Source organism: Pseudoalteromonas nigrifaciens (assembly GCF_002221505.1).
Lineage (GTDB): Bacteria > Pseudomonadota > Gammaproteobacteria > Enterobacterales > Alteromonadaceae > Pseudoalteromonas > Pseudoalteromonas nigrifaciens.
The window spans coordinates 2,443,398-2,459,988 of record NZ_CP011036.1 but is presented as its reverse complement, the minus strand read 5'-3'; the positions used below and the strand labels follow the sequence as shown (position 1 = coordinate 2,459,988).

Sequence of the window (16,591 nt, the reverse complement as noted above, 5' to 3'; positions counted from 1 at the left end):
AAAGATAAGGATTTAAAATGTCTTCATTAAGTGCACAAAAATGCGAAGCCTGTCATGCCGATGCGCCAAAAGTATCAGACGAAGAGCTAGCGCAATTAATTACCAAAATCCCTGATTGGGTACCTGAAGTACGCGATGGCATTATGCAGCTTGAGCGTGTTTACAAATTTAAAAACTTTAAACAAGCTATTGCGTTTACTAACAAAGTAGGCGACATGGCTGAAGACGAAGGCCATCACCCAGGTTTATTAACCGAGTGGGGCAAAGTAACAGTTACTTGGTGGAGCCATTCAATTAAGGGACTACACAAAAACGATTTTATTTGCGCCGCTAAAACAGATGACGTATTTAACGCGCTGTAATACCAAACTAATTGAGCAAACCAACAAAGGCACTTATTTTTAAGTGCCTTTTTGCTTTTTAGGGAAAATAAAAGGCCAAACACAGGGAGCTTAGGCTAGGAGGCCAATATGGATTATTTAGCCCTTAACTATGTGATGCAGATAAGGGCTAAATTGGGTTAGCGCAAATTATTTGTCGGTGTTTAGCATTTCGTCATGCTCAGTCATATCCCAAGGAAGCTCGCCTGGGCTGTTATCTAAAAAGTGCAAATAGTTTTCAAATTGGTCGAGAATATCTTTCACAATATCATCTTCGCTATAGCCAAAAATATCATACGACAAACCACCACGGCGTAAGTATACCTCTGCACGACAATACGTTTCAGTGTTATCTGTTTCAGGTTTTAGCTCAGAGTGAACAAAACTAGGCATTGCATGCTCTGTTAACCTTATGTCGTATACAAAGTCCATATGTTCATGGCGTAAAACAGTTAAGTGCGCGCGACATAAGTCGGCATCAAATACTACTTCAGCATGCCATTGTCGAGATTTTAATTCGGCTTGCACTTCTTTCATCGCTTTAGTCACTACTTGGTCAATAAAGTTATGTACTTTGCTTTTGTTTGGGTAGTCGATCATGGCTGCTAAACGGCGCTTCCAATGCGATAAATTTAAGTTTCTGCCGTTTAAAGTATGTGCTTGTAAACTGGTATCGCGATGCCCTTCAATTACAAGCGCACGCCATAGGCCAACAGTGGCAATTAGCATAATAATAGCAAAGGGTAATGCACTGGCTATTGTCATAGTTTGCAGTGCGCTGAGCCCGCCTGCCAGTAATAAAGCTGCAGCAACCGCACCTTCAAGAACCGCCCAAAATACCCGCTGCCATGCAGGAGTGTTTGCATTACCACCTGAAGCTAATGAATCAATAACGAGCGAGCCAGAGTCAGACGAGGTAACAAAGAAGGTGATAATTAAAAATACCGTTAATAGCGAAATAAAGAATGACCAAGGTAATACTTCAAATAATTGAAATAGCGCTACGGCATGGTTCGCTTGCACATCAGTAATTAAAGTGTCTAATCCTTCATTCATTATTAAATTGAGAGCCGTATCACCAAATATCGAAAACCATAAAAATGTGAATATGGTGGGCACTAACATTACCCCAACAACAAATTGCCTGATGGTGCGACCACGGCTAATTTTTGCGATAAACATACCCACAAAAGGTGCCCAGGCAATTGTCCAGCCAAATATAAATAAGGTCCAGTTACCTATCCAGTCGCTGCGACTATAAGCTTGCAAGTTAAAGGTACGCTCAACAATACCGCTTAAGTAACTGCCAGTATTTTGTAAAAAAGATTCTAAAATATGAATGCTAGGACCAATAAAAAATACAAACATCATTAAAGATATTGCCAAGGTCATATTCAAAATAGATAAGCGCTTAACGCCTTTATCCATACCTGCTACCACAGAGATGGTTGCTGCTGCGGTTATAATAGCAATGGCTGATATTTGCACTGTGGTATTTATAGGAATGCTTGGCCATAAATAATGTAGGCCCGCATTTATTTGCGTTACCGATAACCCCAAGGTCGTGGCTATACCAAATAGAGTACCTAAAATAGCAAATATATCGACCGCGTGACCAATTGGGCCATAAATTCTATCGCCAATTAAAGGATATAACGCTGAGCGAATTGATAGGGGCAAACCATGACGAAAAGCAAAGTAGGCAAGTACTAAACCTACAATTCCGTATATTGCCCATATATGAAATCCCCAATGGAAAAATGCAATTTGCATTGCTTGTTTAGCAGCGTTAACTGTTTCTGCCGCACCCGAAGGTGGAGATGCATAATGCAATACAGGCTCAGCAACACCAAAGTAGAGCAGTGCAACACCGTAGCCTGCAGAAAATAACATAGCAAACCACTCTGCAAAGCTATATTGCGGCTCTGAGTGATCGGGCCCTAGTTTTATGTTTCCCCAACTAGAGGCGGCAACAGAGACTATAAATACTAAAAATATAGCGACAGATAACATATAAAACCAGCCAAAGGTTTCTGTTATCCAAGTAAGGGCGATACTGAATGCTTTACCAGCAAGTTCAGGGTTACTGCTCGTACCTATCACTAAAAGGAGAATGATGAATACGGCAGGCAAAAATACGGGGAGTAAAATAGTTGAGCGTAAAGCTTTTGTTGTCATATTAGGGGCTGTTGATCTTTGTAGTACATATATCAATCAGCCCACATTGGTAGCCACATCATAGTAAATGCTAAAGCGAGCATTGAATGATAATTTCGTTCAAGCTTTTCATACCGCGTGGCTATCCCTCTATATTGCTTAATACGGCCAAATGCATTCTCAACCAAGTGCCGATATTTGTACATGCACCAGTCAATATCTTCATTGCCTACTAAACTGTTGCCCTTACGTGGAATAACGGGTGTAGCGTTATTATCACGAACAAACGCTCTCAGTTTTTCACTGTCGTAGCCTTTATCTGCGACAACCATATTACTTGTTGGGCAATTAGCTACGAGTGACTCTGCATGGACGATATCATGCGTATTTCCACAGGATAATTCATAATAAACAGGCAACCCTCCGCTATCGACTGCAAGATGAATTTTCGTAGAATTTCCACCTCGGCTCTTTCCAATTGATTCATTGTCAGCAGTTCTTGCACCGCAACTATGTTGATGAGCCCTGACAATACTGCCATCAATGAAGACCCAATCCATGTCCGCATCACGAGATAATGCGCGAAACAGTTCATTCAAAATCCCTTTTTTGGACCATAAATTAAACCGTCTGTAGATAGCACTCCAACGGCCAAAATCAGAAGGTAAATCTCGCCATGGAATACCTGTGCGCATCTTATACAGTATGCCTTCGAGCGTTTTTCTATGGTTGGGCTTATTATAAATTCGACCACTTAAGTACATTACTTTTGATAAGACATTCCATGTCCCGTCTGTTAACATTAATCTTGGCATGTAGGTTCGGTGTAAAGTTTTCTGGCGAATTCAATTATACCTTATCTTCATGCTGTTTGTTTTTCATACCACAAAGATCAACACGCCCTAGTCCTTAATATTTATTGCTAACTTTAATGTATGCTTAACTACCTTATTATATTCTGGGTGTGCTTGGCTAATTTAATTACTTTTAGCTACTTCAAGTAAAGTAAACTGGTCTGAGCATTATTTATTCAAAGTACCTTTTTGCTTTTTTATTACATATTTAATAGCATGGTTAAAACAATTAAAAAAACAGCCTTAATGACCCTATCTCGTTATCACCTTGCAGCGCTAATTATTACAGTGACCTTTATAGACTCGATGTTTATTCCGCCTGTATTTGGCATACAGTGGCACAGCCAAAAATTTACCTATGAGTTGTCTACTTACCTAGTTTGGATAAAGCTGATATTGGTAAGTATTGCTACTTATGTATTGATAAAAAGCATCAGTAAAACAAGCAAACATACTGTTCAAGCAAAATTAGTTAGCTTGCTATTGTTTATAATGGCAGGGTTGCAAATTGTAGCACTTGGGCTTACATGTATTTGGTATGTCATTGTGGGCAGTCAAGCGCAATTTTATCAGCAGCAGGAAAATATAGTAGCGTATACCAGCGATGTAGGTGCATTTGGCAGTGCGTATCATTACTTTGGTTATCAGTGTGTGGGTGAATATGGTTTTTATACATACATGCCAATAGCCACTATCGATTGGTTACGGGACATGTCATTTTATGAGAAAAACAATCAGCTAATTATTCGTTATTATGATTTTAAAACGAAAAATCAGCAGGTAAAACAAATAGACTTACATGGCTTGAGTTGTAATGGGTGATTGTAATACACAATGCCGGCTAAATAAAAAGCGCTAAACCCACAAGGGCTTAGCGCTTTTAAATACACAATTAAGGTTCAGCTAAAACACTTAACTTTAAAGTGTCGTTGGGTTTCGCTGCGCTCTACCCAACCTACTTAACTATTCATCATCAATTGAGCGGAGCAGGGCGTTGATGCCTACTTTTTCGCGTGTTTGCTGATCTACTTTTTTCACTATAATTGCAGCGTACAGGCTGTGGCTACCGTCTTTTGATGGTAGTGCGCCAGGGACTACTACTGCGCCTGCTGGTACGCGGCCGTAGTGAATTTCACCGGTTTCACGGTCATAAATACGGGTACTTTGGCTGATGTAAACGCCCATTGAAATTACCGCGCCTTCTTCAACAATTACACCTTCTACTATTTCAGAGCGTGCGCCAATAAAACAGTTGTCTTCGATGATGGTTGGGTTGGCTTGTAATGGCTCTAAAACGCCGCCTATGCCTACGCCACCCGATAAGTGTACGTTCTTACCAATTTGTGCACACGAGCCTACAGTAGCCCATGTATCAACCATGGTGCCGTCGTCAACGTATGCGCCAATGTTTACATACGATGGCATAAGTACCACGTTTTTACCTACAAAGCTGCCTTTACGCGCAACAGCATTAGGCACTACGCGCATGCCGCCCTGTTTAAATTGCTCCGGCGTGTAGTCGCTAAATTTAAGTGGTACTTTGTCGTAAAACTGATTTACGCCATCGTCCATTGCTTGGTTTTCGCGAATACGGAACGACAGTAAAACCGCTTTTTTAAGCCATTGATGTACTACCCATTCACCCGATATTTTTTCAGCAACGCGTGCTGCGCCACTGTCTAGCAGGTCAAGCGCGTCAATAATGGCTTGCTTTACTTCAACAGATACTGTGCTTGGGCTAATGCTATCGCGGTTATCCCAGGCGTTTTCGATCATCGTTTTTAAATCTGACATAGTGTCCTCTTATTCGGTTTCTGCGTTGAGTTTTTTACGCAATGCTTGATGAATTTTGGCTTGTTCTTCGTCTGTAAGTGCTTGGTACTCGTTATTAGAGACCACGAAGAAATCTTCTGCGCGCTGCCCCACTGTGGTGATACGCGCAGCGTGTATGTGTAATAAGTGTGCTTGAAAAACTTCGGCTATTTTAGTCAATAAACCGGGTATATCAATTGCTTGGATTTCAATTAGGCTGCGATCTTTACGCGGATGCGGGCGCAGCACAATTTTAGGTTTTATATTAAAGTCTTTAAAGCGTTGCGAGCGATTCTTTTTGAAGCGAATTTTTTTACGCGGCTCAAACAAGGCTTGCTCTAGGGCGCGTTTAATTGATTGTGCTCTGCCACTGGCAATTGGCTCGCCATTTACTTCTAAAATAACAAAGTTAAATAGTACGTAGCCATCTTTGGTGGTAAGTACTTGCGCGTGCTGTATTTGCGCCTTTTTAGAACCAATAACACTCACTAAGCGGGCAAATAAAGGCCCAGAGTAAGGGCTGTATACAAATACTTGGGTGCCACCGTGCATCGCTTTATTTGATACGATAACACTCGGTTGACTTAAATCTTCGCTATTAGCTAAATGCTGGCTGTGCCATGAAATTTGCTGTTCGCTAAAAGCGGTAAAGTAATTGGCTTTAAAGCGGCTCCAAATTAAATCAATTTGGTCTTCCATGTAGCCTAAGTTGAGTAATCGCTGTTTAGCTTGATGCTTTTTGTCGCGAATTTGGTCGCGTTGATCCATTGGATTTTCAAGCCCTAAACGCAGTGCGTGTTGCGTATGTAAGTAAAGCTCACGCAGCAGGGTGTTTTTCCAATCGTTCCATAAATTGTCGTTGGTGGCACGTATATCGGCAACGGTTAAGCAATATAAATAATCAAGTTGGCGCTCTGTTTTTACTCGTGTGGCAAAGTCTTTAATAACTCCAGGGTCGTTTATATCTTTACGTTGTGCGGTAACCGACATAAGTAAATGATTACTAACCAGCCATGCGATTAGTTTACCATCGGCGACAGAAAAGGCATGTAACTTTGCAAAGGCTAGTGCGTCAACAGCGCCCAGCTCTGAGTGGTCGCCACCACGGCCTTTGGCTATGTCATGAAATATACCCGCTAAATAAAGTAGCTCAGGTTTATCCATACGAGTGACTATTTCACTACAAATAGGAAATTCGCTGACACCGGTTTTATCAAAGTACTGATAAATATTATTTATTAATCTGTGGGTGTGCTCATCTACTGTGTAGGCATGAAATAAGTCAAATTGCATTTGCCCAAATATGTTTCGCCACTGCGGTAAATAAGCAGCCAGCATGCCGTGTTTATGCATTAAGGTAAACGCACGGCCCATACCATTGGGGTGCTTTATAAGACGTAAAAAAGCTTCGCGACAGGCAGCGTAATCTTGTAAGTCGCCTAGTAAACGGCGGCGCACTTGGCGAATAGTGCGAATAGTGCTGGGATAAATGTGCGTTATTTCTGGGTTGTCGGCAATATGCTCAAATAACATAAAAAGCTGATCGCGCCTAAAAAATACCGATGGGCTTTTTACTTTAATTTGATTGCCAATACGCTCAAAATTGCGATCAAGCTCTTGAATAATAGGTTGATGGTGTTTTGGCGAAATACTTTGTTCAAAGTACGCCAGCAGCATCAGGTTTAGCTCGCGTACGCGGCTCATTATTCTAAACAAACGCTTCATCATGCGCTCAACTGACGATTTACCATCGCTACCAAACCCCAGAATTTCGGCGGCTTGCGGTTGGTGATCAAACAGTAAGCGGTTTTCTGAGCGCCCTGCAGCCAAATGCAGCGCAAAACGAATATTCCATAAGTTTTCTAGGCACTCTGAAAGCTCTTGAAACTCTTCGTGAGTAAGGTAGCCATGGCTAATAAGCTCTTGTAGGGTTTCTGCTCTAAAGTGTTTTTTAGCAACCCAAATAATGGTTTGCAGATCGCGCAGGCCACCGGGGTTTTCTTTTATGTTAGGTTCGAGATTATACGCTGTGCCGTGGCATTTTCGGTGGCGTAAATGTTGCTCTTGTACTTTGGCTAAAAAAAACTCATTTGAGCGCCACACTGGCGTGTCAATTATGTGGTTTTTTAGCTTTTCAAATTCTATATGATTACCAAAAATAAGCCGGCTTTCTAATAAGCTGGTGGCAAAGGTAACGTCTTCACGCTTTTGCTCTATGGCTTGCGCTATAGTGCGAACACTGTGCCCAATCTCTAAATTGAGATCCCAAAGCATGGTAACAAACTGACCTATTTTTTCGCTGATTTCAGCGTTTGGTTGTTGTGTTACTAGTAGCAAAAAGTCGATGTCGGAATAGGGGTGTAATTCACCTCGTCCATAACCACCTACGGCTATAAGTGCTAGGTCGGGTTCGTGCGCTAAATCATAAACATGAAACAGTTTGATCAGCAAACGATCTATGAATTCAGCCCTGGCATTAATTAAATTACCAACCGGTTGTTTAGAAAACTCATTAAAAAGCCATTTATAAAAATAGCTAGAACAATCGCGATAATCACTAAGTTGCTCTGCGTCGCTAAGCAACTTTTTTACTTTGTTGGGTAATGCCACCGGGGCTGATTCCTTATTTATACGAGTTCATTTTGATAAATAAATAGCTATCAAGTTGAACGGGTATTTTAATGCTCAATGATCCTGTCGATTGTATCATCTGATCGTAGCGTTAAAATTTCAACACCATTTTCAGTTACTAACAAAGTATGTTCCCACTGGGCTGACAAGCTACGGTCACGTGTAACCACAGTCCAATCATCTTTAAGTAGTTTACATTGGCGTTTGCCCGCATTGACCATAGGCTCAATAGTTAAACACATGCCGGCTTTTAATACTTCGCCAGTACCTGCTTTGCCATAGTGCATTACTTGTGGCTCTTCGTGAAACCCTGCGCCAATACCATGGCCACAGTATTCACGAACAATTGAGTAGTTGAAGCTTTCAGCATATTTTTGAATTGCTTCGCCAATATCGCCTAAACGCACACCTGGTTTTACCATTTTAATGGCAATGTAGAGGCTTTCTTGTGTTACTTCTGCAAGGCGTTTACCTTGAATGTTAGGGGTACCAACATGGAACATTTTAGAAGTGTCGCCGTGGTAGCCATCTTTAATTATGGTAACGTCAATATTAATACTGTCGCCATCTTTTAATGGCTTTTCGTTTGGAATACCATGGCAAATAACATGGTTTACAGAGGTGCAAACTGATTTTGGAAAACCATGATAATTTAATGGAGCAGGGATTGCTTTTTGCACATTAACAATATAATCATGACAAATTGTATTTAGCTCATCGGTGGTCACGCCCGGCACTACATATGGGCCGATCATTTCAAGTACATCTGCCGCTAAGCGCCCAGCTACGCGCATTTTCTCTATTTCTTCAGGGGTCTTAATAATAGCGCTCATTGAAGCTCCAAAGTTGAGTTTTTAACATTTATCGCCGCACAATTTTTGCACGCGATGTTGAGTATTTAATTTTAATATGGTATAAAGCGCGCCGTCTTTTTACAAATAAATTCTTTAATGATTTTTTGTATTTAAGGCAAACACAATTTTATTTTAACACACACACGTATCGTCACATACACTTGGGTGCATTAGAAGTTTAAATACTTCGGTGTTGGTGCTATGGGATATGTGGAGGCCTAACCCTAAACAACTATAGAGGATCTATAAAATGGCAAACGTTTCAATGCGCGATATGCTTCAAGCTGGTGTTCACTTTGGTCACCAAGCACGTTACTGGAACCCTAAGATGAAGCCTTTCATCTTCGGCACACGTAACCGTGTACATATCATCAACCTTGAGCAAACTGTACCAATGTTCAACACTGCACTTAAGTTTTTATCTGGTGCTGCTGCAAACAAAGGTAAAGTTCTTTTCGTTGGTACTAAGCGTGCAGCAAGCGAAGCAGTGAAAGAATCTGCAATCGCAAGCGACCAGTACTATGTAAACCACCGTTGGTTAGGTGGCATGTTGACTAACTGGAAAACAGTTCGTCAATCAATCAAGCGTCTTAAAGACCTTGAAATACAAAGCCAAGACGGTACTTTCGAGAAGTTAACTAAGAAAGAAACGTTAATGCTTAACCGCGAAATGGAAAAGCTTGAGAAGAGCCTTGGCGGAATCAAGAACATGGGCGGTCTTCCAGACGCGCTTTTCGTTATTGATGCTGACCACGAGCACATTGCTATCCGTGAAGCTAACAACCTAGGTATTCCGGTTGTTGCAATTGTTGATACTAACTCGAACCCAGATGGCGTTGATTTCATCGTACCTGGTAACGATGATGCTATCCGTGCGGTAAGTCTTTACACTAACGCTGTTGCAACTGCGATCACTGAAGGCCGTGAGAACACACTTGTTGCTCAAGCTGAAAAAGATGATTTCGTAGAAGCTGAGTAATTAGCTGTCTTCAAGTCTTCATCTTTTAAAGGTGAAGACTTGCTATTCTTGTAGAGCGGGTAACCCGCTTATCTAAACCTGATTCAGATTTGAGGAATTACTAATGGCTGTAACTACTGCCCTAGTTAAAGAATTACGCGAGCGTACTGGCGCTGGCATGATGGATTGTAAAAAAGCGTTAACTGAAACTGATGGCGACATCGAGTTAGCGATTGAAAACATGCGTAAAAGTGGCGCGGCTAAAGCAGCTAAAAAAGCAGGCAATATCGCTGCTGAAGGCGCTATCATTATCAAGAAAAATGGTAATGTTGCAGTGCTAGTTGAAGTTAACTGTCAAACAGACTTCGTAGCTAAAGACGTAAGCTTTTTAGCGTTTGCTGATAAAGTAGCAGAAGCTGCAATTGCAGACACTGTGACTATCGAAGACTTACAAGCTAAGTTTGAAGAAGCACGCGTTGAGCTAGTAACTAAAATTGGCGAAAACATTAACGTACGTCGTCTACAGTACATCACGGGTGAAAACCTAGTTGAGTACCGTCATGGTGATCGTATTGGTGTTGTTGTTGCTGGTGTTGCTGATGAAGAAACACTTAAGCACGTTGCAATGCACGTTGCTGCATCAAGCCCTGAGTACTTAACTCCTTCAGACGTTCCTGCTGATGTTGTAGCTAAAGAACAACAAGTACAAATCGAAATCGCGATGAATGAAGGCAAATCTGCTGAAATCGCTGAGAAGATGGTTGTTGGCCGCATGAAAAAATTCACTGGTGAGGTTTCTCTTACTGGTCAAGCTTTCATCATGGAACCTAAGAAAACTGTTGGCGAAATTCTTAAAGAGAAAAACGCAACAGTTACTAGCTTCGTACGTGTAGAAGTTGGTGAAGGTATCGAAAGAAAAGAAGAAGATTTTGCTGCTGAAGTTGCTGCACAAATCGCTGCTGCTAAAGCTAAATAAGATTAACTATTTGTGTAGGGAGTAAAAAAGACATGCAATTAATGTGTTATTTGCTTTTGCTTCACAGCTAGAAATTCTTTAAAATAACCGCGCTTTTATGTTTAACATAAGCGCGGTTATTTTTTATCCATTTTTTATAAAAGTTGGCCCCAATACTATGACTATCAATCGTAAACCTATTTTTAGACGCGTTCTTCTCAAATTAAGCGGTGAAGCTTTAATGGGAGATGAAGGCTTTGGCATCGACCCTAAAGTGTTAGACCGCATGGCTCAAGAAATTAAAGAGCTCGTAGAGCTCGACGTAGAAGTGGGTTTAGTTATTGGCGGTGGAAATTTTTTACGCGGTGGCTCGTTAGCAGAAGCAGGCATGAATCGTGTTGTTGGCGATCACATGGGTATGCTTGCAACCGTAATGAATGGTTTGGCAATGCGTGATGCGCTGCATCGTGCATTTGTAAACTGTCGTTTAATGTCGGCTATTCCACTTCATGGTATGTGTGATGCGTACAATTGGGCTGAAGCAATTAGTTTATTAAAAACGGGCCGCGTAGTTATTTTTGCAGCCGGTACGGGAAACCCATTTTTCACTACCGACTCAGCAGCCTGTTTACGTGGTATCGAAATTGAAGCCGATACGGTAATTAAAGCGACTAAAGTAGATGGCGTTTACAGTGATGACCCAGTTAAAAATCCAGATGCGACACTTTATCGTCATTTAAGTTACAATGAGATAATTGAGAAAGAATTGAAAGTAATGGATTTAGCGGCATTTACATTAGCACGCGATCATAATATGCCATTGAGCGTATTTAATATGAATAAATCAGGCGCATTAAAACGTGTTATTATGGGTGAAGAAGAGGGAACCCTTATTTCTTCACAAGCCTCAGATGAAGTAATTAAATAGATTAGGATTAAACTGTGATTAACGATATTCAAAAAGATGCGCAAGAGCGCATGCAAAAGAGTGTAGCAGCACTGGGCAGCCAGTTATCTAAGATTCGTACTGGTCGTGCTCATCCTGCATTGCTAGATGGTATTATGGTGTCGTATTATGGCTCGCCAACACCGTTAAACCAAGTTGCTAACGTAACAATTGAAGATTCACGTACACTGGCTATTGGTGTATTTGATAAGTCACTTGCGCAAGCGGTAGAAAAAGCAATAATGGCATCTGACTTAGGTTTAAACCCTATGTCAGCAGGTTCAGTTATTCGTGTACCATTGCCAGCATTGACTGAAGAACGTCGTAAAAACTTAATTAAAATTGTTCGTGGTGAAGTTGAAGGCGGTCGTGTTGCAGTACGTAACATTCGTCGTGACGCGAATGGCGATTTTAAAAACTTATTGAAAGATAAAGATATTTCTGAAGATGAAGCGCGTCAAGCTGAAGAAGCAATTCAAAAGATGACCGATAAATTCATTAAAGAAATGGATACTCAATTAGCAGCTAAAGAAGCTGAGTTGATGGAAATCTAAGAAGCTAATACGCTGCACTTGGGGTAATAGATTGAACCTATTGCAAGTAAATTCAACGCAGTTAGCGTTAAAAATAGCCACTTGAAATAGATTTATTATCCCGAGTACAAGTTAAATTTATTAGTTTTGAAACGCCGGCTGGGGTATACTAGGCGGCGTTTTTTTATGGAATACTCAATATTTATGGTTCTAGATGCTGACACAATTTCACAGCAATGTTTACCTAAACATGTAGCTATCATCATGGATGGTAACGGGCGTTGGGCGCAAGCCAGAAATAGACCGCGTGTGTTTGGGCATAAAAAAGGTGTGGACGCAGTTCGTCAATCTGTACAGTTTTGTACTAAATTAGGGATACAATCGTTAACCTTATTTGCTTTTAGTAGTGAGAACTGGCGTCGACCTGAAGACGAAGTAAAAACGTTAATGGAGCTTTTTTTATTTGTACTTAGTAAAGAAGTTAAAAAGCTGCATAAAAACAATGTAAAACTGACCATTATTGGAGACTTATCGCGGTTTTCTGAAAGCTTACGCAGTAAAGTAGATACTGCTCAAAAGCTTACAGCAAATAATACCGGGCTGCATTTAAATGTTGCTGCAAATTACGGTGGACGTTGGGATATGGCTAATGCTGCTAAACAACTTGCAGAGCAAGTTGCACAGGGGCAATTAGACCCAGCCGATATTACAGAAGAGCGTATAGCACAGTACATGAGTATGGCAGATCAGGCCGAGCCTGATTTACTAATTCGTACTGGTGGCGATGTCAGAATTAGTAACTTTTTACTCTGGCAAGCAGCTTACGCTGAACTTTACTTTACCGACACACTGTGGCCTGATTTTAATGAAGCAGCATTTGCTGAGGCCATAGCGTGTTACGTTGCCAGAGAGCGACGATTTGGTTGTACGGGCGAACAAATAAAACAATTACTCGCTCAAACCTAAATAGAATAAGGGTCATAATTTTGTTAAAACAACGCATTCTAACCTCACTCGTGCTAGCACCATTAGCGCTTGCTTTGGTTTTTTACACCCCACTGACATTATTTAGTTATTTTGCGGGTGCAATTGTATTAATGGGCGCATGGGAATGGTCTGCTTTTATGGGGCTGTGCAATAAACTTAAGCGCAGCGCTTTTGTACTTTTAGTTGCCGCTTTGCTAGCGTTACTAAACCTGCACTGGCCAATCGAATCACTTTGGCAAGATGGCAAATTGGTAGGTGATGCAAATTACTTATTTACGCTGTCGTTTGCATGGTGGATTGTTGCTAGTTATTTAGTATGGCGCTACCCAGAAATGGCTAAAGCATGGAACGAAGGCATAGTAATGCGCGGTATTGCCGGATTACTAACGTTAGTGCCTTTATGGTTAGCCCTAAATACGCTGCGCAGTGCGCAATATACCGAATCTAGTCATTTTGGCTCTATGCTTATTTTAGTGGTTTTAGGAATCGTATGGAGCGCCGATATTGGTGCCTACTTTACAGGTAAAAGCTTTGGTAAGCGTAAGCTCATGCCAAAAGTAAGCCCAAATAAAACTATTGAAGGTTTAGCCGGCGGCGTTGTCGCTGCAGTTATATTTGTGCTTACATTTTGTCATTTTACCGACGTAGATTTAATTGTATGGCCAATTTACGCCATTATGACTGTGTTTATTGCCTTGTTTTCAGCGGTGGGTGATTTGCTTGAAAGCATGTTTAAACGCGAAGCAGGACTTAAAGACAGCGGTAATTGCTTGCCAGGACATGGCGGGATTTTAGATCGTATTGATAGCCTAACCGCAGCCGCACCTATGTTTGTAATGTGTTATGCGTGGACTTTGAGTTTATGAGTGAAAAGCAGCAACTGGTAATTCTAGGGGCTACAGGCTCTATTGGCCTTAATACCTTAGATGTTGTGGCAAGAAATACTCAGCAGTTTAGTGTTTTTGCATTAGCTGCTGGGAAAAATGCTAAAAAAATGGCTGAGCTATGCATTGCGCATCAGCCACGCTATGGCGTTATGGCAACACAAAGCGCTGCTAAGCAATTGTCGTTATATTTAAGTAATACGCCATGTAAAACGCAGATAATGCATGGTGAGCAGGCTATGAGCGAGCTGTGTGGGCATCCAGAGGTTGATGCTGTCATGTCGGCAATTGTCGGCGCTGCAGGGTTGTTGCCGACGTTAAGCGCAGTAGAAGCCGGAAAAAAAGTACTGCTCGCCAATAAAGAATCTTTGGTAATGTCGGGTCAGTTGTTTATTGATAAAGTAAAACAACACAAAGCGACATTGCTACCAATAGACAGTGAACATAACGCTATTTTTCAATGTTTACCGTATTCTCTACAAAATGCGCAAGGCGATCAACACCTGCAATCTCATGGCGTAAGTAAAATATTACTTACCGGATCAGGCGGCCCATTTTTAACCCGTGATATAAATACCCTTAAAGATGTAACCATAGCAGAAGCCGTGGCGCACCCTAATTGGTCTATGGGACAAAAAATATCGGTAGATTCAGCCACCATGATGAACAAAGGGCTTGAGTTTATTGAAGCTAAATGGCTGTTTAACTGCGACCCGAGTGATATTGATGTGGTTATTCATCCACAGAGTATAATTCATTCGATGGTGCAATATCACGACGGCTCAATTTTAGCGCAAATGGGTAACCCTGATATGCGTACCCCAATTGCCCATGCATTAGCTTACCCTGAGCGCATAAATGCAGGGGTTAAGCCGTTAAACTTTTCAGATATTAGTGACTTTTCGTTCACTAAACCTGACTTTTCTCGTTACCCTAATTTACAACTAGCGATTGATGCGTGTAGCGCAGGGCAAGGCGCAACAACGACAGTGAATGCCGCAAACGAGATCGCGGTAAGTGCATTTTTAAATGGTGAAATTGGTTTTACCGATATATACACAATAAATGCACAGACTCTCGAAGCGGCCACGTACACCAATGTGCAAAGCTTAGATGAAATTTTAGAGTGCGATAGATTAGCGCGTTTAAGCGCATCGCAGTTTATAACAAAAGTGACGCATTAATATGTTCGATTTTTTTTGGAATCTCGGCTCATTTATTTTAGCGCTGGGCATTTTAGTTACAGTACATGAATACGGCCACTTTTGGGTGGCGCGTAAAGCCGGCGTTAAAGTGCTGCGCTTTTCTATCGGCTTTGGTAAACCATTGCTAAAATGGCGTGATAAATACGATACCGAGTACGTTATAGCAGCCATACCTTTGGGTGGTTATGTAAAAATGCTCGATGAGCGGGTTGATGAAGTACCTGCAAATCAGCGTCATTTATCGTTTAATGCTAAGTCGGTACAAGCGCGTATAGCGATTGTTGCTGCGGGGCCCGTTGCTAACTTTATATTTGCTATATTTGCACTTGCCGTTATGTATATGGTGGGTGTGCAATCAGTAAAACCTGTTGTTGGCAGTGTGGTTGAAGGCAGTCGTGCAGCGCAAGCGGGATTAATGCCTAGCCAACAAATTATTAAAATTGGTGATGATGAAATTACCACCTGGCAAGACGCAACCTTTGCGCTTATGTCGAGTTTAGGTGATAAAAGCGTTGCAGTAACTGTACGTAACGAAAACTATCAGCAGCAAACAAAAATGCTCAATTTAGACGGCTGGAAACTTGATCAGCAAGACGTGCCACCATTGAGCTCTCTAGGCATAGTACCATTTAGGCCACAAGCAACACTTAGTATTGCTGCGGTTACTAAAAGCTCTGCTGCAGAGCTGGCAGGGTTAAAAATAAATGATACTATTGTGGCTGTAAATGGCGAAACAATAAGCAATTGGCAGCAATTAGTTAATCTTATTACCCAATCGGCTAACAAATCATTACAATTTAGTGTAAAAAGACAAGACACTATAAAAATAATATCGGTAATACCTCAAGCTAGGGTTAACGCTCAGGGCATAGAGCAAGGGTTTTTAGGGGTTGCACCAATAGTAGAAAAATGGCCGCAAGGTTATATAGAAACTAGACATTATGGCCCGCTCGATAGTATTGTGCGAGGTAGTAAAGAAACGTGGCGATTAATTACCCTTAGCTTTGATATGATAGGTAATTTAATTACAGGCCAGATTTCGGTTAAAAATTTAAGTGGCCCAGTAGGCATTGCCGTAGGCGCCGGGACTAGCGTAAGCTACGGTTTCGTTGCGTTTTTAAGCTTTTTAGCACTGATCAGTGTTAACTTGGGTGTATTTAATTTATTGCCCTTGCCAGTGCTTGATGGCGGACACTTAATGTATTACATAATTGAACTTTTTCGTAAAAAGCCAGTCTCTGAAAAGACACAAGAGTTTGGTTTTAAAGTGGGTGCGTTACTACTCATTTTTTTAACATGTTTCGCTTTGTTCAATGATGTATCGCGTTTGTCGTTTTAACGTGACAATGACTAATTAGAACCACGATTGTACAGCTCGTAAATTTACTTTTCGATGCTAAGCGGTAATACAGTTGTAAAGGATAAATATAATAAA

General features: G+C 41.2%; 15 protein-coding genes. 10 read left to right on the top strand and 5 right to left on the bottom strand.

Going from position 1 to position 16,591, the window contains the following annotated elements; translation table 11 throughout:
- Positions 1–17: 17 nt before the first annotated feature.
- Positions 18–362: a 4a-hydroxytetrahydrobiopterin dehydratase gene (locus PNIG_RS11760; protein ID WP_011328700.1), complete on the top strand. Its 345-nt coding sequence runs from the start codon at positions 18–20 to the stop codon at positions 360–362.
- 168 nt (positions 363–530) lie between these two features.
- Here PNIG_RS11760 and PNIG_RS11755 read toward each other — a convergent pair whose 3' ends face one another.
- Together PNIG_RS11755 and PNIG_RS11750 are read right to left on the bottom strand one after the other, a co-directional pair.
- On the bottom strand, positions 531–2,558 hold the full coding sequence (locus tag PNIG_RS11755) for a BCCT family transporter (protein WP_089368559.1): 2,028 nt from the start codon (positions 2,556–2,558) through the stop codon (positions 531–533).
- Positions 2,559–2,590: 32 nt separating this feature from the next.
- Positions 2,591–3,352, bottom strand: coding sequence for an IS5 family transposase (locus tag PNIG_RS11750; RefSeq protein ID WP_089367531.1), 762 nt, complete (start codon positions 3,350–3,352; stop codon positions 2,591–2,593).
- Positions 3,353–3,637: 285 nt separating this feature from the next.
- On the opposite strand from PNIG_RS11750, the gene PNIG_RS11745 reads away from it, so the two are divergent.
- Complete coding sequence (locus PNIG_RS11745) at positions 3,638–4,213, top strand: hypothetical protein (protein WP_147207655.1); 576 nt, start codon at positions 3,638–3,640, stop codon at positions 4,211–4,213.
- A 141-nt stretch (positions 4,214–4,354) separates the two neighbouring features.
- Here the strand turns inward: PNIG_RS11745 and dapD are convergent, their stop codons facing one another.
- From dapD to map, 3 genes are all read right to left on the bottom strand, one after another.
- Positions 4,355–5,185: a 2,3,4,5-tetrahydropyridine-2,6-dicarboxylate N-succinyltransferase gene (gene dapD / locus PNIG_RS11740; protein ID WP_011328697.1), complete on the bottom strand. Its 831-nt coding sequence runs from the start codon at positions 5,183–5,185 to the stop codon at positions 4,355–4,357.
- A 9-nt stretch (positions 5,186–5,194) separates the two neighbouring features.
- Positions 5,195–7,813 (bottom strand): [protein-PII] uridylyltransferase, encoded by a 2,619-nt coding sequence (gene glnD, locus PNIG_RS11735; RefSeq protein ID WP_089368557.1) that lies wholly within the window; start codon positions 7,811–7,813, stop codon positions 5,195–5,197.
- 68 nt (positions 7,814–7,881) lie between these two features.
- The gene (gene map / locus PNIG_RS11730; RefSeq protein ID WP_089368556.1) at positions 7,882–8,667 is read right to left on the bottom strand and encodes a type I methionyl aminopeptidase; all 786 of its coding nucleotides are present in this window, start codon (positions 8,665–8,667) and stop codon (positions 7,882–7,884) included.
- Between the two features lie 271 nt (positions 8,668–8,938).
- Between map and rpsB the strand changes: the two genes are divergently transcribed.
- The 8 genes from rpsB (at position 8,939) to rseP (ending at position 16,495) form a co-directional block, all read left to right on the top strand.
- Entirely contained in the window at positions 8,939–9,667 is a 729-nt protein-coding gene (rpsB, locus tag PNIG_RS11725; protein ID WP_011328694.1) for a 30S ribosomal protein S2, read from the top strand.
- 103 nt (positions 9,668–9,770) lie between these two features.
- A complete protein-coding gene (gene tsf, locus PNIG_RS11720) occupies positions 9,771–10,622 on the top strand; it encodes a translation elongation factor Ts (RefSeq protein WP_011328693.1) in 852 nt (283 codons plus the stop codon).
- Between the two features lie 157 nt (positions 10,623–10,779).
- Positions 10,780–11,529 carry a UMP kinase gene (pyrH, locus tag PNIG_RS11715; protein WP_011328692.1) on the top strand — a complete coding sequence of 250 codons (750 nt, stop codon included), beginning with the start codon at positions 10,780–10,782 and terminating at the stop codon, positions 11,527–11,529.
- Between the two features lie 50 nt (positions 11,530–11,579).
- Positions 11,580–12,101, top strand: coding sequence for a ribosome recycling factor (frr, locus tag PNIG_RS11710; RefSeq protein WP_011328691.1), 522 nt, complete (start codon positions 11,580–11,582; stop codon positions 12,099–12,101).
- A 165-nt stretch (positions 12,102–12,266) separates the two neighbouring features.
- The gene (locus tag PNIG_RS11705; RefSeq protein ID WP_011328690.1) at positions 12,267–13,046 is read left to right on the top strand and encodes an isoprenyl transferase; all 780 of its coding nucleotides are present in this window, start codon (positions 12,267–12,269) and stop codon (positions 13,044–13,046) included.
- A 20-nt stretch (positions 13,047–13,066) separates the two neighbouring features.
- Complete coding sequence (locus PNIG_RS11700) at positions 13,067–13,933, top strand: phosphatidate cytidylyltransferase (RefSeq protein WP_011328689.1); 867 nt, start codon at positions 13,067–13,069, stop codon at positions 13,931–13,933.
- Positions 13,930–15,135, top strand: a complete 1,206-nt coding sequence (gene ispC, locus PNIG_RS11695; protein ID WP_011328688.1) for a 1-deoxy-D-xylulose-5-phosphate reductoisomerase — start codon at positions 13,930–13,932, stop codon at positions 15,133–15,135. Before PNIG_RS11700 ends, ispC begins: the two co-directional genes overlap by 4 nt.
- A 1-nt stretch (position 15,136) precedes the next feature.
- Entirely contained in the window at positions 15,137–16,495 is a 1,359-nt protein-coding gene (gene rseP, locus PNIG_RS11690; RefSeq protein ID WP_011328687.1) for a sigma E protease regulator RseP, read from the top strand.
- Positions 16,496–16,591 lie beyond the last annotated feature (96 nt).